Below are 17,933 nucleotides of genomic sequence, written 5' to 3'. Positions count from 1 at the left end.
GGTCCGGAAAATTTCGGCTTGGCATCACTTGATCCAACATCTGGAGGAAGCAGGTCCTGCGGCGTATCCTGTTCACACGTCGCTAGCTTAAGGGCTGAAAAATGGCGCAGAAAAAGAAGAAGCGCAGCCACCGCGTGGCCGCAGCCCTGGGAAGGCTGCTTGGATACTTCACTGCGAGCGCGCTCTGCGGAGTCCTGGCTGCCACGCTGATAGCGCCGGCTGTTGCCGCCGTCGGGTTCGGGGTCAGCAGCTCCATCACCTTCTTCGACAAATTGCCTGAAGAACTGACGGTTGAGCCGCCGTCGCAATCCACCAAGGTCCTGACCTCGGACGGCCAGCCGATCGCGACGTTCTTTGCGGAAAACCGTGTGAAGGTTCCGCTTGACCAGATGTCCCCGTATATCCGCAACGCCATCGTGGCCATTGAGGACAGCCGGTATTACGATCACGTCGGCATCGATCCGCAGGGGATCCTCCGGGCTGCCATCTCCAATGTGACCTCCAGCGGACGGCAGGGTGCCTCAACCATCACCCAGCAGTACGTCACCAACGTGATCAACGAGGCGTTCCTGTCCAAGGACCGTCCGGACGAAGTGATCCTCAGCGGCCAGAAAAGCATGGGCGACAAGCTCCGCGAAATGAAGCTGGCCATCGCGCTGGAGAAACAGTTCAGCAAGGACCAGATCCTTGAGGGCTACCTGAACATCGTGTTTTTCAACCGGGACGCCTACGGCATCGAGGCCGCCTCCCGGTACTTCTTCAGCTCAACTGCCAAAGACCTCACGTTGCCGCAGGCGGCCCTACTGGCAGGATTGGTGAACAGCCCCAGCTTCTACAACCCCGCCCTGAACCCGGACAAGTCCATCGCCCGCCGCAACCAGGTCCTGTCCGAAATGCTCAGGCTGCGCAAAATCACACAGGCAGAACATGATGCGGCCGTTGCCACGCCGATCGAACTCAAACTCAGCCCGGCCCGGCAGGGCTGCGCCAACGCGGCGATGGCCCCTTATTTCTGTGATTACATCTCGCACCTCATCCTGAACAACCCGGCCTACGGCAGCAGCCTGATCGACCGGGAGCGCCTGCTGTACCGCGGCGGCCTGACGATCACCACCACTTTGGACAGCCGGCTGCAGGGACCGGCGCAGGCGCAGGTGGACAGCACGGCCGGAGCGAATCCAGACCGATGGGGAGCCGCCCTGGTGTCGGTGCAGCCCGGGACGGGCCGGATCCTGGCCATGGCCCAGAACACGGTGTTCCTGCCGGAGGAAGGAAAGTTCGACACCCAGCTGAATTTCAACGTGGATTCCCGGGACCCTCAGGGCAACGACCTCAACGGCGCGGGCGGTTTCCAGCCGGGTTCCACCATGAAGCCCTTCACCTTCGCGGAGTGGCTCAACGAGGGCAAATCGATGACGACGGTGGTGGATGCTTCCCGACGCGTCTACCCGCTGGGCTTCCCCTGGCGGTCCAGCTGCGGGAAGGTGATGGGGGCTTACAGCACGGCCCAGAACAACCCCGAACTGGGCGCCGCGGATGACCTGCAGAACGCTGATGAAGGCTACTACCGCCCGATGCCCGTCAACTACGGCCTCTACAACTCCATCAATACCGCTACCTTCGCTGCTGCCAGCCAGCTGGACTTCTGCGGCATCCAGAAGATGGTGGACGCCGTTGGCCTGCACAGCGGCCTGGACGGCGCGCAGATCAACATGCACCAGCTTGGCAATCTCCTCGGTGCCATCGGGGTGGCCCCGCTGCACCTGGCCAATGCTTTTGCCACGTTCGCCAACGACGGCCGCTACTGCACTCCGATCGCGCTGCTGGAAGTGACGAGTGTCAACGGCAGCAAGCTTCCCGTCCCTGTCCCCGAGTGCCGCAATGCCGTGAAGCCTGAGGTGGCCCGAGGGGTCAACGCGGTGCTTCAGGACGTCCTCAAGGTGGGTTCCGGCGTCTGGATCAACCCCAAGATCCATACCCAGATGCCAGTGGCCGCCAAGACCGGAACCTCCAACAACAACGGCGCCACCTGGGTAGCCGGGTACACCACGGGGCTGTCCACAGCGTCCTTTTTCGGTGACGCCCTTGAGGGCCAAAAACGTCCGGGCCAGAACGTGACCATCAACGGGACGTTTTACCCGCGCCTGGACGGGTACATGATCGCCGGGCCCCAATGGGTCAATTACATGCTGCAGGTCGCGAAACTCTACCCGGCAAACCCGTTCCCGCTGCCGCCGGAATCCATGGTTGCCCCACCGAAACCGTCTCCCGCGCCATCCGCGCCGAAGCCGGCTCCCGCACCGGCCCCACCAGCCCCCGCGCCGCCGGCACCATCGCCCGCCCCGGCTCCCCCGCCCGCGCCACCATCCACTCCGGGCGCCGCCGCCCTGCTGCCGGCGCCCAAGAGTCCGGGCCCAGCGCCTCATAACGGCGTCCCGCCCGGCAGAACCTGAGGCCCGACGACGGCGGGAGGCGTCCGCCGTCGTCCCGTCCTCCTAGGTGGTGCCGCGCCACAGCCGCTGCCACCAGGGGCGGCCCGTCCCCGGTTCCGGCTCGGGCGCCTCCGCCCTCCCCCGCGCGGCCCTGCGTTCCTGCCAGCGCGAAACTTCCGCCTCGACGTCGCGGGTTTTGGTGATGACCGGCGGGCCCCCCTGGAGCTGGCGGCGGGCGTCGATGACGCGGGCGTTGAAGTCCACGAGGATGTCGCGTACCTGCTTTTCGGTGAACTGGGCATCGAGCCGGCCGTCCAGTTCAGCGTCCTCGGTGCGGAGCAGGATGGCCTGGGGGCCCAGGCCGCTGATGTTCTCGCGCTGGATCAGTCCTTTGACCCACCAGTCCGGATCGTAGGCCTCACCCAGGCCGGGGATGGGCTTGCCCGCGTACTTGAGGTTGTCGAACTTGCCCTGCGCCATGGCGTCGCGGATCAGGTACTCCGCCCTTTTGGCGTCGTCCACCTTCTTGCGCTTCTGACGTTCACCCTCCTCGGCGGCGTCGAGCTCGGCCTCCTCCTCGGCGCTGATCCCCGCTCCCCGGTAGGAGCGCAGTTCCGCCGCCCGCTCCAGGCGCCGCTTGAAGTCGCCTGCCCCGCTCATGGCCAAACACCGCCTCCGCATCTGAAATCGAGCCTGTCTTCCAGTATTCAGAACGGGGGCCAGGGTTTCAACGGGGGGCCTCAGGCCGCCTGAGGCTCAGCCAAGCGCCAGCGGCGGGACCCCGGTGTCCGCGACCACCACGGCCCCGGTGGCCGTCGAGTCCGGGTTCAGCATCCAGCCCATCCGCTTGGCGCGGCTGAGGATCACGGCGCTTTCCACGAGTTCAATCTCCGGAATGCGCTGCTGGAGGGCCAGCTCGGCGGTCATCACATCGGCCAGCGACTTGAGCCACATCAGGATCACGAAATTTGTCCGCCCGCTGGTGGACGCATTGAGCCGGACTGTCCGCAGGCCGCGGAGCTCTGCGGCGGCAGCCTCATGCTGGCCCGGCGGCACATTGGCGAACCACTGGCAGCTCACCGGGTAGCCGGAAAGGTTCTGCGCGATGTCGCAGCGGAACGTCAGCAGGCCACTGGAAACCACCCGGTTCAGCTGCCGCTGGACCGTTGCCGGACTTCTGCCCAGGCTCCGGGCAATGTCAGCGGCGCTGGCCCGCCCATCGCGCGCGAGGAACGGAATGAGGTCCAGGTGGCTCTGCGGCAAGGGTGCCCCGGGCCGGGGCCCTGCCGAGCCGGCGGCCTCGTGGCCAACAACGGCACGCAGGGCGTTCTGCTGCGCGTTGTCCAAGGCGTTCAGCCGCCAGGTATGGCCGGCGGAATGCAGGCGGGTCCCCAGCGATGTCCGGTACTTCAGCAACCCCGGGATTTCCTTGAACCGCGGCAGCACGTGATCCGTGAACTGCTCCAGGGTGGGCGAAATGACCGTCAGCATGAGGTCCCTGTTGCTGGCAGCCTCCTCAACCGTGACCACATCCGGAATCGCGGCCAGCTCGGCGGTGACTTCGGCCCGCAAGCGCATTTCGCAGTCCACGTCCACCAGCGCCAGGCACATCTGTTTGGGATCGCCGATCAGATGCGCAGTGGTCCAGGCTGCCCCCGCGGCCCGCAACCTGTCCCAGCGCGCTGCCAGCGTGGTGGCATGCACACCCAGGACATCCGCCGCGTCCGCCCAGCTGATCCGGGGCGCAACCTGCAGGACGTTGATCAGGGCAAGGTCCTCCTCGCTGAGCATCACGTCGATCCGACCTTCCCCGCGTATGAATGATTCCTGCGTTTCCCAGCATACTTTTGATTTTTTCCAGCAACTTCCAGAGTTGTGAATCAGGTCACCCCACAATGGACAGCAGACCATCAACGGGCCAAGGGTCCAGAGGGAGAGCAGATGTCAATCACCGCCGACGCCAGGGAGCTGCAGGACGATATTGTCCGGCTGCGCCATGAACTGCACCAGGATCCCGAGATCGGACTCCAGCTGCCCCGGACCCAGGAAAAGGTCCTCAAGGCGCTTGAGGGCCTGCCGTTCGAGATCACCCTGGGCAAGAGCACGACGTCGGTCACTGCGGTCCTGCGCGGCAGCGCACCGTACGCTTCGGCCACCAAGCCCACCGTCCTCCTCCGCGCCGACATGGACGGCCTGCCCGTCCAGGAGCGCACCGGTGCACTGTTTTCGTCGAAAACCGACGGCGCCATGCACGCCTGCGGCCATGACCTCCACACCGCCATGCTGGCCGGAGCTGCCACCCTCCTGGCCGAGCGCCGGGACCAGCTGGCCGGCGACGTCGTCCTGATGTTCCAGCCGGGCGAGGAAGGCTGGGACGGCGCATCACACATGATCCGCGAGGGTGTGCTGGACGCGGCGGGACGACGGGCCGATGCGGCGTACGGGATGCACGTGTTTTCCGCCCTGGAGCCCCACGGCCGCTTCGCCACCAAATCAGGGGTGATGCTCAGTGCTTCGGATGCGCTCACTGTCACGGTCCTGGGCGCCGGCGGCCACGGCTCCGCCCCGCACGTGGCCAAGGATCCTGTGACCGCGGCCGCGGAAATGGTCACGGCGCTGCAGGTCATGATCACCCGCCAGTTCAACGTCTTCGATCCGGTTGTCCTGACGGTGGGCGTTCTCCAGGCCGGCACGAAGCGCAACATCATCCCGGAATCGGCCCGCATCGAAGCCACCGTCCGCACCTTCTCGGAGCCCGCCAGGGAACGGATGATGGCTGCCGTCCCCACCCTTTTGAAAGGCATCGCCGCCGCCCACGGCCTGGAGGTCGACGTCGACTACCGCCACGAGTATCCCCCCACCGTCAACGACGACGACGAAACACGTACCGCCGAGAAGAGCATTGAGAACCTCTTTGGCAGCTCGCGCCTCTCCCGCTGGGCCACCCCGCTCAGCGGCTCCGAGGATTTTTCCAGGGTCCTCGCGGAAGTACCGGGTACGTTCATCGGCCTCAGCGCTGTCGCCCCGGGCGCGGACCACACCACCACAGCCTTCAACCACTCCCCGTACGCCGCATTCGACGACGGCGTCCTGTCTGACGGAACAGCACTCTACGCAGAGCTGGCCGTTTCCCGCATCGCAGCCCTGGCCTCGGCCGCCAACTGACTTCCCTTCACCACTGGAGAACATCATGACCACAACAGCAGGCGTCCCAGCCGACGTCCAGGTCCACAAGTCCCACCTGCGCACCCTGATCGGCACTGGTATCGGCAACGCCGTCGAATGGTACGACTGGGCCATCTACGCCACCTTCTCGCCCTTCATCGCGAGCGCCCTGTTCAGCAAGGAAGATCCGGCGTCGGCGTTCCTTGCCACCCTGGCCATCTTCGCGGTCGGCTTCGTGGCCCGCCCCTTCGGCGGCTTCGTGTTCGGCTGGATCGGCGACCGGATCGGCCGCAAGACGTCCATGACGTTCGCAGTGGGACTTGCCGCCCTGGGCAGCCTGCTGATCGGCGTTGCGCCTACCTTCGAGGCAGTCGGAGCCTTTGCCTCGGTCCTGCTGCTGGTGGCCCGCCTGATCCAGGGCCTCGCCCACGGCGGTGAGCTGCCGTCGTCGCAGACTTATCTCTCCGAGATGGCGCCGAAGGAGAAGCGCGGGTTCTGGGCAACCCTCATTTACACCTCCGGCACCGTCGGTATCCTGGCCGGAACCATGCTGGGCGCTGTCCTGTCCAACGTCCTCAGCAAGGGCGACATGAACGCCTGGGGCTGGCGCATTCCCTTCCTGATCGGCGGGGCCATGGGCCTCTACGCCCTCTTCATGCGGGCACGGATGAAGGAAACCGCCGCGTTCGAGGCGGAAACCCCCAAGGAAAAGCACGAACCGCTGTGGCCGCAGATCTATAAGCACCGCAAGCAGGCGCTGCAGGTGATCGGCCTGACCGTCGGCCTGACGGTGAGCTACTACATCTGGGGCGTGGTGACCCCCAGCTACGCCGCCTCAGTGCTGAAGATGGACCGCGGCGAAGCCCTCTGGGCCAGCGTCATCGCCAACGTGCTGTTCATTGCCGCCCTGCCTTTCTGGGGAAGGCTTTCAGACCGGATCGGCCGCAAGCCTGTCATGATCATGAGCGCCGCCGGTGCGGCACTGTTCCACTTCCCCATGACGTGGCTGCTCAAGGATTCCCCGTGGCAGCTCGCGGTCACCATGTCCGTGATGCTGTTCTTCATCGCCGGAAGCGCCGCGATCGTCCCGGCCGTCTACGCGGAACTGTTCCCCACCAAGATCCGCACCGTCGGCGTCGGCATCCCTTACTCCATCTGCGTGGCGGCCTTCGGCGGCACGGCACCCTACCTGCAGGCCTGGCTCGGCTCGATCGGACAGGGGAACCTGTTCAACGTCTACGCCGTGCTCCTGCTGCTCATCAGCATCGCGTTTGTCTTCACCATCCCTGAGACGAAGGGCAAGGACCTGACGCACTGACACTGAGCGTTCGGAAGTTTCACTGAAGATGCCGACGGCGGGAGGTCCCGCCGTCGGCATCTTCTTTCGTGTTGCGCTGCCGCGCGGGCGTCTCAGCCCAGGTAGATGGGCTCCCCTCAACACCAACGCGGGGTCACTTTCGGTGCTGTAAACGCCCGTTATCCGGCGTGGAGTGACCCCGCGTTGGTGGGGGGAGGGCCGCGTAGCCCGTAACAATCGCAGGGTGCGCTTCGGCAAGGTCATCCTTGTGGGAGCGCGCCCTACCTTAAGGATCCGATGAACACCCATGCTCCCGGCAACGACGCCCGGCCCCTGATCTTTTTCTGTGCGTTTGCCCTCAAGCAGGCTGTGGAGGACGTGGTGCTGCCCGCATTCGCCGGGGTCAGCAGGACCCGGGTTGAAGCCGTCTACGAGCCCACCTTCCGGCTTCTGACGCGGATCGGGTCCGGCGCCCGCCCTGATGTCATGGCGGGCATCACCGGTTCGCTGGCGGACCTGGCTGCGGCCAACGTCGTGGCAGACGTGCGTCCGCTGGCCCGGACCGGCGTCGGCGTGGCAGTTCCGCCCGGCACTCCGGTGCCGGACATCAGCACCGTGGACGCGTTCATCAGTGCGGTGACGGCCGCCCGCTCGGTGGCTTATTCCCGCAGCGGCCCCAGCGGAATCTATTTCGCCGGACTGCTTGAAACACTTGGAATTGCGGATGCGGTCAAGGCGCGGGCCACGGTCATTGATGCAGGACCCACGGCACTGGCACTGCTCGATGGCCGTGCCGATCTCGCGATCCACCAGCTGAGTGAACTCATGCTGGTGCCGGAAGCGAAAATTGTGGGTCCCCTTCCTGAGGCCGTACAGGAGTACACGGACTTTTCGACGGCGGTGGGCCACGGTGTGCCCACCACTCCCGGTGCGGCAGAACTCCGGGAGTTCCTGCACAGCCGGCAGGCCCGGGCTGCCTATGCCGCCAACGGCCTGGAACCCGCCTGACCACAGGGACTTCCCGCCGTCGGCCTCCACAGGTCAGCCATACAAGCCGGCGAGCAGTTCCATGACCTCCCTGCGCTGGGCAGGCGGATCCTTCCTGGACCAGGCGGCGTAAACGTGTACGGGCGGAGCGTCCCGGACGGGCCGGTAGACCACGCCGCGGCGGCGGTACTGGTGGGCCGTGGATTCTGCCGTAATCCCCCGTGCCTTGCCGCTCCCGATCACGGTCAGCCAGTCATCGATGTCCTCGATGGGCACGGTGCGCTGGGGCTGCTCACCCTCGGGCCAGAGATCGAGCCGCGTGCTCCCGGTGCGGAGGTCCACCGCAAGGGGGCTGCGCGCCACCTGGGCCAGGGTCACGGACCGTTTGCCGGCCAGAGGATCCTCGGCCGCCATGGCGCAGTACCGCTTTTCGGTGCCCACAAGAACCAGCTCAAGCGCCGACGTGTCAGGGACCCGTCGCAATATGGCGAAGTCACTGGTGCCTTCCAGGAGGCCGGCCGTGGCGGTGTTCGTCTTGATGAGACGGAGCTCGCAGTCGGGGTAGGCGGCAGCCCAGCGGCGCTGGAACTCGGCGGTGTGTGCTCCCAGGGCAGACCACGCATAGCCAATCCGCACCGTATTTCCCGCTGCTTTGGCATCGCGTTCCAGCTCGTCCACAGCGCCGAGAATACGGCGGGCGTGCCGTATGGTCCGCTCCCCCGCCGCGGTGAGCTCCACGCTGCGGGTGGTCCGCTGGATCAGACGCACGCCGAGGGCTTCCTCGAGGGATGCCACGTTCCGGGAGACTGCGGCCTGGGAGACCCGCAGGTCAATGGCGGCGTCCGTGAAGCTGCCCGCCTCCATGACAGCGACCAGGCAGCGCAGCTGCCGCAGCTCGAGATTCATACCCGCAGTGTATTCATGCGTGCAGCGTATGGATACGTGTGTCTATGCATTGGGCGGATCCGGCCTCGGCGAGCACACTGCATCTATGGTGAACAACGGCAGGGCAGGCAAGGGAACCGGAACGGGCGCGGCAACGCTGGTGGCCAGCGCCCTGTCGAATCAGCTCGGGGCTGCCAGCGGCTCGTTGGCGTTCCCCGGGATGGGTCCGGTGGGGGTGGTGGCGGTGCGGCAGCTCATCGCCGCGGCAGTCCTGCTTCCCATCGTCCGGCCAAACATCAGGTCCCTGACGCGGCGTCAATGGTGGCCGGTCCTCTTGCTCGCTGCGGTCTTTGGAACCATGAACCTGGGCCTCTACACCGCCATCGACCGCGTAGGGCTGGGCCTGGCCGTAACGCTGGAATTCCTAGGGCCCTTGGCCGTCGCCCTGCTGGGTTCCCGCAGCAAAGCCAGTGCACTCAGTGCGCTGGCGGCCGGCATCGGCGTCGTGGCCATCACGCAGCCGAAACCCTCCACCGATTACCTCGGCATCGGCTTTGCCCTCCTCGCAGCCTGCTGCTGGGCTGCCTAAATCCTGCTCAACCGGACCGTGGGCCACCGGATCCCCGGAGTCCAGGGCACAGCCACCGCGACCGGGATTTCGGCCACCGTGTTCCTGCCGGTTGCCGTTGTCATCTTCCTCCAGGATCCGCCCGATGCGTTCACCGTGCTCTGCGCAGTGGGCGCAGGGGTCCTGGCCTCGGTGGTCCCCTACATTGCAGATCTCGTGGCGCTGCGGCGCATCACGCCGAACGTTTTCGGCATCCTCATGAGCATCAACCCCGTCTTTGCGGCGATCGTGGGAATGGTGGCGCTGCACGAGGAACTGGGCGCACTTCAGTGGACAGGCATCGTCCTCATCGTGGTTGCGAATGCGTGCGCCCTCCTGAGGGGCGTCAGGCCTTGCCGAAGCTGAGGACGCGCCCGGCAACCGTCCAGCCTGAGGCCACGAAGCGGTCCGCCTCGGCGGCTTCAAGGATCAGAATAAGGGTCTGGGCGCCATGAAGGTAAGCCTCTTCGGCCAGTGCGGCCAGCAGGGCAGGTTCGTATGCGTCCCTGTCCTGGGCCGTCTCCGCCTTGAGGTTGCCGATGACCGCCGCCGCCTCGCCGACGCTGATGCGCCCGCTGCAGACCGGATGGTCGAAGACCGAGATCTCGGCGACGTCGTAATCCTCCATGGGAGCCGAAGCAAGCTGGGCATTCTCCGGCAGGGAATGGGCTGCAGCGATCTCGGCTGTGTCCGCCGTCAGAAGGACGTGCTCTCCAGCAGGCGCGAGCCCCTGCGACTGCGCCTGACCCAGGGCGGCGTCAGCTGCGGCAGCGGCGTCAGCGACGGTTTCCTGGGCGATGAGGACGGAATGACCGTCGACGGCATCGTCCGCCCCGCGGACGCGGCCCCACAATACGGCCCATTCATTAAGGCTGTCCGGCAAATCGGTCATGTGGCGCTCCTGACTCTACGGCGGCGGTTCACGTTGATTCTTGCACTCTGCCCCCACTGCCGCTAACTGCGGCGGCGCAGCCCGGGCCGGACGAACCCGGGCGCGTCTCCTGATTCCACACAGCAGAATTAGTTAAGACTTCAACTAAAATGTGGGTATTTTTTATGCATATGCATGGATCATCCCGTTCTGTGCGCCGCTGACAGGAGAAGCAGGATGAGGAAAGGCACGTCGCAATGACTGCACTGGGCCTGATCGGAATCGTCGTCGGGCTGGCACTTCTGGTCTTCTTCATCTACAAGGGCTACAGCCTCGTCATTGCCGCGCCGGTGGCGACCATGGTGGTGGTCCTCTTCAACGGATTGCCGTTCATAGACAGTATGTTCGGCCCCGAGAGGTCCTACATGTCGGGGCTGGCGTCGTTCATCCTGGGCAATTTCCCCGTGTTCCTCTTCGGTGCCATCCTGGCGAAGTACATGGACAAGAGCGGCGCCGCCCTCTCCATTGCAGAGAATCTCATGGCCTTGGTGGGAACCAGCAGTCCCTACCGGGCACTGGTGTCGCTGTTCGTCATTTCATCCGTCCTCACCCTGGGCGGCATCAACGTCTTCGTGGTGATCTTCATCCTGATCCCCATGGCCAAGCCGATCTTCAAGCAATACAACATCTCCTGGGGACTGGTGGTCCCGCCGATCTTCGGCGGCGGCGCAACATTCACCATGACGATGGTTCCCGGCTCGCCTTCACTGCACAACGTTGTTCCCTCGAACGCTCTGGGAACCCCGCTGACGGCGGCGCCGCTGGTTGGTATCGTCACCACTGTGGCGGCCATTGCGTTCCTGCTCATCTACATGAAGGTTGCCCTGAACCGAAGCCTGAAGCGGAATGAGGTGTTTGAGGCCGAGATGGAGGGTACGGGCGCGTCGGACATCTTCGCCCGCGCAAGGCCGTCGTTTGCCGTGAGCATCCTGCCCATCGCCACACTGCTGACCCTTATCCTGGCTCTGAGCTTCGTCAAGCAGGTCATCATCTACGCGCTGCTGGTCGCGATCGTGATGAGCGCCGTTCTCTTCAGGCGGCATCTCAAACAGAAAGAGGTCATCAACCAGGGAACGGGAGATTCCCTGACATCCGTCCTTGCCACCGGCAGCACCATCGCGTTCGGCAGCTTCGCCGTCGGCGTCCCGGCGTTCTCTTCTGTGTTCGACGGGATCCTCTCGATTCCCGGAAACCCGTACATCTCCCTGAGCGTCGGGGTGATGGTCCTGGCAGGCATCACTGCTTCCTCTGTCGGCGCGGAAGGCATTGCGGTCAAGTCCTTCGCACCGACCTATCTGGACATGGGGCTCAACCCGGAAACAGTCCACCGCGCCATCGCGATCTCCGGCGGAACATCACTCCTGCCCCATAACGGGTTCCTTGCCGTGTTCAACGGGCTGGCAGGATTTACCTTGAAGGACTCCTTCATCCGCGGGTTCATCAGCTTCCATGTCCCCCACTACATCGGAATCGTCATCCTCGTCATCATGGCCAGCACCGGCCTCGCCTGACCTGGCAAGTTAGAACAAAGTGCATCAGCGCTGAGAATCATCCGGCACTATGGATCCCGCGCCAACACCGGGATCGGGCAACACAACGAAAGGATCTGATCATGAGCAGGAAAATCGGTTTCGTAGGACTTGGCACCATGGGACTTCCCATGGCAGTGAACCTGAACAAGGCCGGCTTCGAAGTCATCGGCTATGACGCCTTCGAAGGATCCCGCGAGAAGGCCCGGGCCGCAGGAGTCACCGTGGCCGAAAGCCTGCGGGAAGTCGCCGAACAGGCCGACGACACGATCGTGTCCATGGTCCGCGACTACGCCCAGAACGTCGATGTCATCCTGGGTGAAGGCGGCCTGCTGTCCGCCGGCCCCAAGAACGTGACCATCATCGTCATGAGCACGCTGGACCCCGACACCATGAACGAATTGGGCACTCAGGTCGAGAAAAACGGTTACGCGAAGCTCATCGCCGCAGCCGTCAGCGGCGGCGCCACCGGCGCCGAGGCGGGCACCCTCTCGATCATGGCATCGGGCGCGGAAGACGTGGTGACCGCCGCCCGGCCGTACTTCGACGCCGTCGGCTCCAACACCTTCTACTACGGCAGCAAGCCGGGCAACAGCCAGGCCGCCAAGCTGGTCAACAACCTGGTCCTCGGCATTACCATGAACGCGGTCGCCGAGGGGCTCAAGTTCGGTGCCCAGTACAACCTGCCGGAGGAAGAGCTGCTGAACCTGTTCAAGGTCAGCACTGGCGACAGCTGGGTTGCCCGGAACTGGGACTCCGTCTCGGAGTGGACTGCGGACACCGCCCTGGCGGTCCTGCTCAAGGACCTGAAGGCCGCGCACCTCAAGGGCCTCGAGCACAATGTGGCCATGCCCTTCAACGCACTGTCCTCCACGCTGCTGTTCGACTCCATGGGCCAGGAGAAGCCGCAGGCCAAGTAGCCCCAACGGAGGAACCCCTGCACCGCGCCCCTGGACCCGTGCAGGGGCCCTCCGCCACTTTTGCGCCTTAGGCTGGGCGAATGACTGACCTGGGCTCTTTCACCCCGACCCTGCTCGGTGTGGGGCTTTTGATGGTTTTGACCGTTGCAGTGCTGCGCGCCTACAAGGCTCCGCACAGCACGGCGCCGGCCGTGGCCATCCTGCGGGGCGCGGCTCAACTCGCTGTCATCAGCCTGGTCCTGAGCGGCATCATCACCGAGCCCCTTTTCGTGGCGCTTGCGCTGCTGGTCATGTTCACCGTGGCGGCCACGGTTGCCACCCGCCGCCTGGGCTGGGCGTGGCGGAAACTTGCTCTCGTCGGCTCGTCCATGGCCGCGGGCGTCACCTTGACGCTTGCCATCATTTTTCTCACCGGTGCCATCTCCTTGACCCCGCGGTTTGCACTGGCAATCGGCGGAATCATCATCGGCAATGCCATGACTGTCACTACCCTTGCCGGCCGGCGCTTCAGCGAATCCGTGATCGCCCGCTGGGAGGAGGTGGAGGGGTGGCTCGCACTGGGTGCCACGCCCCGGCAGTCGACCCTGGAACTGGCCCGGGGGGCTGTGTATTCGGCGCTGATCCCCTCCACTGACCAGACCAAGACGACCGGGCTGGTGACACTGCCGGGGGCATTTGTCGGCGCGATCTTCGGCGGGCTGTCACCGCTGGAGGCAGGGCGCTTCCAGATGGTGGTTCTTGCCTCGATCATGGCCGCCGGGGCCGTTACAGCCGTCCTGATCATCACTTTCCTTGCCCCGGTCCGCGTCAAGCCGGCCGCTTTAGGCTGACCGCGCCGGGCCCCTCGTCAGAGCTTTGAGAGTGAGGCCGAAACGCGGGCCAGCTGGGTGATCTCGCGCCAGTCCTCGTTCTCGATGGCCGCGCGGGGCGTGAGCCAGCTGCCTCCGACGCAGGAAACGTTCGGCAGGGCCAGATACTTGGGTGCCGTCGCAATGCTGACCCCGCCGGTGGGGCAGAACTGCACCTGCGGGATGGGCGCGCCGATCGCGGCAAGGTAGTCCGGCCCGCCGGCCGGCCCGGCCGGGAAGAACTTCATGGCGGTCAGTCCCCGCTCCAGGACCTGCATCACCTCACCCACCGTGGCAACGCCGGGCAGCACAGGTACACCGAGGGTCAGCAGGTGGTCCAGCAGGGACGGGGTGACCCCCGGGCTGACGATGAACTGCGCTCCCGCGGCCACAACGGCGTCGGCCTGGGCCGGAGTCAGCACGGTGCCCGCCCCGACGAGGATTTCCGGCACTTCGTCGGCAATGAGCTGCAGCGACGTCATGGCACTCTCGGTGCGGAGCGTGAGCTCGATGATGCCGACGCCGCCGTCGGCCAATGCCCTGGCCACCGGAACAGCGTGACGCGGGTCTTCGATGGTCACCACCGGGATGACGGGCGAAACGTTCAGGACGCTGGTGGCGTCAGCCATTGTTGATCTCATTTCTCAGGCCGTCCAGGCCCTGGGTGTCGATGATGCGGTACCAGTGAAGGAGGAGGTCGGTGAAGTCCTGATGCGAGGCGAGTCCGGCGTCGAAGATACCGCCGAAGCCAAGCAGTGCGGGGACCACCGTGGCTGCGGTGCGCGAGTCCGGGAGGGCTGCGTGCAGATCGGTTGCGAGCGGATCGTTCAGGTCCGCCGCAGGGGTGGAGGCTACGTGGTGCATCCACGCCGCGACGGCGAGTGCGGCCCAGCGGGGTTCGCGGCCGGCGTCGAGGTTGGCGCGGATGGTGGTCAGCAGCCGCAGGCCGATCTTCTGGGACCCGTCGCTTCCCACCTTCGCGGTGGTGTGTCCCAAGGCCGGATTGGCGAATCGTTCCAGGACCTGGGCGCAGTAGGCCGCACCGTCCAGCCCTGGCGGAAGGTCGATGGTGGGCAGGGCGTCCCCGGCCATCATGCGGCTGCATGCGGCACGGAAGGCGTCCTCTCCGACGGCGTCGCTGATGGTGGTTTTGCCGGTGGCCAGGCCAAGGTACGCAAGCATGGAGTGGCTGGCATTGAGCAGGCGCAGCTTGGCCGCTTCCCACGCCGCAACGTCGGTGCTGAACAGCGCGCCGGCTTTCTCCCAGGCGGGCCGGTCTGCGGCAAAGTTGTCTTCGATGACCCACTGCATAAAGGGCTCAGCCACCACGGCGGCCTCGTCCCGGAGGCCCAGTCCATGTTCGACGGCGTCGAGGTCGCCTTCGGTGGTGGCCGGGACCATCCGGTCCACCATGGTGGACGGGAACGTGACGTTGGCGTCCAGCCACGCCAGCAGCGGCCCGGACTCAGCATCGGGCAGGGCGGCGGCAAAGGCGCGGACCAGTGTTCCAGTCAGTTCCCCGTTGGCCGGAAGGTTGTCGCACGAGAGGACCGTGAGCGGACCGCCGCCGGTGCGGGAGCGCTGCTGGATGCCGCGTGCGATCTGCCCGATGGCCGTCTGCGGCGGATTGCCGGCGAGATCAGCCTGCACCTGGTCGTCAGTGGTGTTAAGTGATCCGGTCTGCGGATCGATCCGGTAGCCCTTCTCGGTGACGGTCAGCGTCACCACCCGGGTGGCGGCGGCGGCGATCCGGTCCACCACAGTGTCCGGGTGGTCCCTGCCGGAGATGGCCTCCACGATGCTGGAGACCACCCGGAGGGGCGCGGCTCCTGCACCCCGCTCGGCCACCGTGAAAAGCCCGTCCTGCGGGGCCAGCTGCCGTGCGACAGTATCGGAGCGCTGGGTGACCCCAACGATCCCCCAGCTGAAGTCGCCGGAAGCGAGCATGGCATTTTCGGTGAACACCGCGGTATGGGCACGGGCAAAAGCCCCGAGGCCAAGATGCACGACGCCGGCACGAACCTCTTCGCGCGGCAGCAGACTCTGGGGCTGCGCGAAGAGGTTCGTGCCGGGACCGGTGCCCAGCCCAGCGAGGGTGGCGTTGCTTAGGCGTGCGATGTCAGTTCTCCTTTGGCGGCCCCGGCAGCATGCGCGCGGGTCTGTTCGAAGGTGGGAATGAAGCCGGTCCCGCCCTTGCCGCCCACCACCAGGGACGCTGCCGCGGCACCATACCTGGCCGCTGCGGGCAGGGCGTCGCCCAGCACCAGCCGGGCGGCCATGGTGCCGACGAATGCATCGCCCGCGCCGGTCTGGTCCACAACAGCCGGGGCAGGGACCGAATCGATCCAGGCGCTGTCCAGGCCTTCGCCCTCCAGCTGGATCCCCTCCGCCCCGCAGGTCACGGCAACGTTCGCTGCACCGAGGGCGAGGAGCGTGGCAGCCGCTTCCGCCGGAGTGGAGGTGCCCAGGAGGGCTGAGGTTTCGCCGGGAAAGGAAGGAGTCACCAGGTAGCTCCGCGGCGCGAGCTGCAGGAGGGCCGCCGTCGCGTCCTCCACAGTGGTCAGCCGGGGGCGGAAGTTGGGATCGAACACGAACCGTTTGGCAAGCGCCGCTGCCTTGAGGACCGCAGCGCGGGACGATTCGGAAATGGCGCACGCGATCCCGCCGGCCACCACGGCGCCGGCTGCCGCGAACACTGCCGGGTCGACGTCGTCGGGGCCGAGGCTGGATCCTACGCTGCCGCTGCGGGCGTAGGAGAACTCGCGCTGGCCTTCCGGATCGGAGTGCACCAGGTAGACGCCCTGCTGCCCGGTCCGGAACTTCAGCAGGCTGGTGGAGATGCCGAGTTCCGCGATCCGGGCGGCAATCGCCTGGCCAAGGTCGTCGTCGGTCAGTACTGAGAGCAGGCCCACCCGCGCGCCCGCCGCGGCGGCAGAGGCTGCCACGTTCAGGGCATCGCCGGAAATGCCGAGCTGGGCCGGCACGCCATGGGCGAAGGCGACGTCGGTGGCCACCTCAACGAGGATCTCCCCCATCACGACGACGTCGAACGGCTGGTTTTCGCGCTCACGCGTTGCGTCGTTCACCAGTCATGCACCGATCCGTCGAGCCGCCGGTTGATGGGCAGGTATTTTGCGTCAAACGGGAAGCGGGCGGCAGCTTCCTCGTTGAACTCTACGCCGATGCCGGGGGCGTCCCCGGGGTGCATGTAGCCGTCATTGAAGCTGTAGGAGGTGGTGAAAACCTCGTTTGCCGGCTCCCGGTGCCCCATGTATTCCTGGACGCCGAAATTGGGGATGCTCATATCCACGTGCAGGGCCGCCGCGAAGGAAGCCGGCGAGAGATCGCCCGCGCCGTGCGATCCGGAGCGCACACCGTAGAGGTCCGCGAGGGAGAAGATCCTGCGCAGGTGGGTGATGCCGCCGGCGTGTGAAACGGACGTCCGGATGTAGTCGATGAGCCGCTCGGTGATCAGCTGCTGGCAGTCCCAGATCGAGTTGAACACCTCGCCCACCGCAATGGGGGTGGTGGTGTGCTGGCGGATCAGGCGGAACGCCGACTGGTCTTCCGCCGGCGTCGGATCCTCGATCCAGAACGGCCGGTACTCTTCCAGCGACGCGCCCAGCCGGCCCGCTTCGATCGGCGACAGGCGGTGGTGCACATCGTGGAGGACGTGGACGCCGTAGCCGAATTCCTCCCGGACGTGGGCCATCATCCTGGGCGCAAAGTCCAGGTAAGCGGACGTCTCCCAGGTGTCCTCCTGCGGGACGTTGCCGCTGGCCGGTTCGTAGAGCTTCCCGTCCACCGGGGCGATGCCGTAGGTCTTGTCCAGGCCGGGGACGGCCGCCTGCGCCCGGATGGCCTTGTAGCCGAGGTCCAGGTGGTGCTGGAAGTCCGCGCTCAGGTCCTCCAGGCTTGAGCCGCTGGCATGCCCGTAGACCATCACACCCTCGCGGGCGGCACCGCCCAGGAGCTCGTATACCGGCATGCCGGCGGCCTTGCCCTTGATGTCCCAGAGTGCGACGTCGATCGCGGCGATCGCCGTCATGGTCACCGGTCCGCGGCGCCAGTAGGCGCCTTTGTAGAAGTACTGCCAGGCGTCCTCGATCCGGCGTGCATCGCGGCCGATCAGGAGCGGGCAGAGGTGCTCGGACAGGTAGGACGCCACTGCCAGCTCGCGGCCGTTGAGGGTGGCATCGCCGATTCCGGTGATGCCGTCCTCGGTTTCAATAACGAGCGTGACGTAGTTCCGTCCGGGCGACGAAACCACTACCCGTGCGTCGGTGATCTTCACTGGTTGGTCCTTCAGGTGGTGATGGTCTGGAAAAGAGT

Annotated in this window: 18 protein-coding genes; 10 read left to right on the top strand and 8 right to left on the bottom strand. The window is 65.8% G+C overall.

Annotation, left to right across the window (positions count from 1 at the left end):
- Nucleotides 1-101 precede the first annotated feature (101 nt).
- The gene (locus ACS5PJ_RS05675) at nucleotides 102-2,453 is read left to right on the top strand and encodes a transglycosylase domain-containing protein (RefSeq protein ID WP_439433934.1); all 2,352 of its coding nucleotides are present in this window, start codon (nucleotides 102-104) and stop codon (nucleotides 2,451-2,453) included.
- A gap of 42 nt (nucleotides 2,454-2,495) precedes the next feature.
- Here ACS5PJ_RS05675 and ACS5PJ_RS05670 read toward each other — a convergent pair whose 3' ends face one another.
- Together ACS5PJ_RS05670 and ACS5PJ_RS05665 are read right to left on the bottom strand one after the other, a co-directional pair.
- Entirely contained in the window at nucleotides 2,496-3,092 is a 597-nt protein-coding gene (locus ACS5PJ_RS05670; protein ID WP_439433933.1) for a DnaJ family domain-containing protein, read from the bottom strand.
- Between the two features lie 96 nt (nucleotides 3,093-3,188).
- Complete coding sequence (locus tag ACS5PJ_RS05665; RefSeq protein ID WP_439434121.1) at nucleotides 3,189-4,223, bottom strand: Lrp/AsnC family transcriptional regulator; 1,035 nt, start codon at nucleotides 4,221-4,223, stop codon at nucleotides 3,189-3,191.
- Between the two features lie 150 nt (nucleotides 4,224-4,373).
- Here ACS5PJ_RS05665 and ACS5PJ_RS05660 point away from each other — a divergent pair, with 150 nt between their 5' ends.
- From ACS5PJ_RS05660 to ACS5PJ_RS05650, 3 genes are all read left to right on the top strand, one after another.
- Nucleotides 4,374-5,597, top strand: coding sequence for a M20 metallopeptidase family protein (locus ACS5PJ_RS05660; protein WP_439433932.1), 1,224 nt, complete (start codon nucleotides 4,374-4,376; stop codon nucleotides 5,595-5,597).
- Between the two features lie 25 nt (nucleotides 5,598-5,622).
- A complete protein-coding gene (locus ACS5PJ_RS05655) occupies nucleotides 5,623-6,915 on the top strand; it encodes an MFS transporter (protein WP_439433931.1) in 1,293 nt (430 codons plus the stop codon).
- A 276-nt stretch (nucleotides 6,916-7,191) separates the two neighbouring features.
- Nucleotides 7,192-7,902, top strand: coding sequence for a substrate-binding domain-containing protein (locus ACS5PJ_RS05650; RefSeq protein ID WP_439433930.1), 711 nt, complete (start codon nucleotides 7,192-7,194; stop codon nucleotides 7,900-7,902).
- 33 nt (nucleotides 7,903-7,935) lie between these two features.
- On the opposite strand, the gene ACS5PJ_RS05645 is transcribed toward ACS5PJ_RS05650, so the two are convergent.
- Entirely contained in the window at nucleotides 7,936-8,787 is an 852-nt protein-coding gene (locus ACS5PJ_RS05645; protein ID WP_439433929.1) for a LysR family transcriptional regulator, read from the bottom strand.
- An 85-nt stretch (nucleotides 8,788-8,872) separates the two neighbouring features.
- Here ACS5PJ_RS05645 and ACS5PJ_RS05640 point away from each other — a divergent pair, with 85 nt between their 5' ends.
- Nucleotides 8,873-9,355: an EamA family transporter gene (locus tag ACS5PJ_RS05640; RefSeq protein WP_439433928.1), complete on the top strand. Its 483-nt coding sequence runs from the start codon at nucleotides 8,873-8,875 to the stop codon at nucleotides 9,353-9,355.
- Nucleotides 9,356-9,373: 18 nt separating this feature from the next.
- Complete coding sequence (locus ACS5PJ_RS05635; RefSeq protein WP_439433927.1) at nucleotides 9,374-9,739, top strand: EamA family transporter; 366 nt, start codon at nucleotides 9,374-9,376, stop codon at nucleotides 9,737-9,739.
- Here ACS5PJ_RS05635 and ACS5PJ_RS05630 read toward each other — a convergent pair.
- A complete protein-coding gene (locus ACS5PJ_RS05630; protein WP_439433926.1) occupies nucleotides 9,720-10,265 on the bottom strand; it encodes a hypothetical protein in 546 nt (181 codons plus the stop codon). The two genes, ACS5PJ_RS05635 and ACS5PJ_RS05630, sit on opposite strands and share 20 nt — an antisense overlap.
- 236 nt (nucleotides 10,266-10,501) lie before the next feature.
- Between ACS5PJ_RS05630 and ACS5PJ_RS05625 the strand changes: the two genes are divergently transcribed.
- From ACS5PJ_RS05625 to ACS5PJ_RS05615, 3 genes are all read left to right on the top strand, one after another.
- A complete protein-coding gene (locus tag ACS5PJ_RS05625; RefSeq protein ID WP_439433925.1) occupies nucleotides 10,502-11,815 on the top strand; it encodes a GntP family permease in 1,314 nt (437 codons plus the stop codon).
- Nucleotides 11,710-12,753, top strand: a complete 1,044-nt coding sequence (locus tag ACS5PJ_RS05620) for an NAD(P)-dependent oxidoreductase (RefSeq protein WP_439434120.1) — start codon at nucleotides 11,710-11,712, stop codon at nucleotides 12,751-12,753. Before ACS5PJ_RS05625 ends, ACS5PJ_RS05620 begins: the two co-directional genes overlap by 106 nt.
- 80 nt (nucleotides 12,754-12,833) lie before the next feature.
- Entirely contained in the window at nucleotides 12,834-13,583 is a 750-nt protein-coding gene (locus ACS5PJ_RS05615) for an ABC transporter permease (RefSeq protein WP_439433924.1), read from the top strand.
- Nucleotides 13,584-13,600: 17 nt separating this feature from the next.
- On the opposite strand, the gene eda is transcribed toward ACS5PJ_RS05615, so the two are convergent.
- Together eda and ACS5PJ_RS05605 are read right to left on the bottom strand one after the other, a co-directional pair.
- Nucleotides 13,601-14,230 (bottom strand): bifunctional 4-hydroxy-2-oxoglutarate aldolase/2-dehydro-3-deoxy-phosphogluconate aldolase, encoded by a 630-nt coding sequence (gene eda / locus ACS5PJ_RS05610; RefSeq protein WP_439433923.1) that lies wholly within the window; start codon nucleotides 14,228-14,230, stop codon nucleotides 13,601-13,603.
- Complete coding sequence (locus ACS5PJ_RS05605; RefSeq protein WP_439433922.1) at nucleotides 14,223-15,566, bottom strand: mannitol dehydrogenase family protein; 1,344 nt, start codon at nucleotides 15,564-15,566, stop codon at nucleotides 14,223-14,225. Before ACS5PJ_RS05605 ends, eda begins: the two co-directional genes overlap by 8 nt.
- Nucleotides 15,567-15,572: 6 nt before the next feature.
- Here ACS5PJ_RS05605 and ACS5PJ_RS05600 point away from each other — a divergent pair, with 6 nt between their 5' ends.
- The gene (locus tag ACS5PJ_RS05600) at nucleotides 15,573-15,710 is read left to right on the top strand and encodes a hypothetical protein (RefSeq protein WP_439433921.1); all 138 of its coding nucleotides are present in this window, start codon (nucleotides 15,573-15,575) and stop codon (nucleotides 15,708-15,710) included.
- Here ACS5PJ_RS05600 and ACS5PJ_RS05595 read toward each other — a convergent pair.
- Complete coding sequence (locus tag ACS5PJ_RS05595) at nucleotides 15,707-16,636, bottom strand: PfkB family carbohydrate kinase (RefSeq protein ID WP_439434119.1); 930 nt, start codon at nucleotides 16,634-16,636, stop codon at nucleotides 15,707-15,709. The genes ACS5PJ_RS05600 and ACS5PJ_RS05595 overlap by 4 nt on opposite strands.
- 47 nt (nucleotides 16,637-16,683) lie before the next feature.
- A complete protein-coding gene (manD, locus tag ACS5PJ_RS05590; protein WP_439433920.1) occupies nucleotides 16,684-17,895 on the bottom strand; it encodes a D-mannonate dehydratase ManD in 1,212 nt (403 codons plus the stop codon).
- Nucleotides 17,896-17,933 lie beyond the last annotated feature (38 nt).

This window comes from Pseudarthrobacter cremeus (assembly GCF_051857465.1).
In the GTDB taxonomy this organism is placed as follows: domain Bacteria; phylum Actinomycetota; class Actinomycetes; order Actinomycetales; family Micrococcaceae; genus Arthrobacter.
This window is presented reverse-complemented; position numbering and strand designations above follow the sequence as displayed.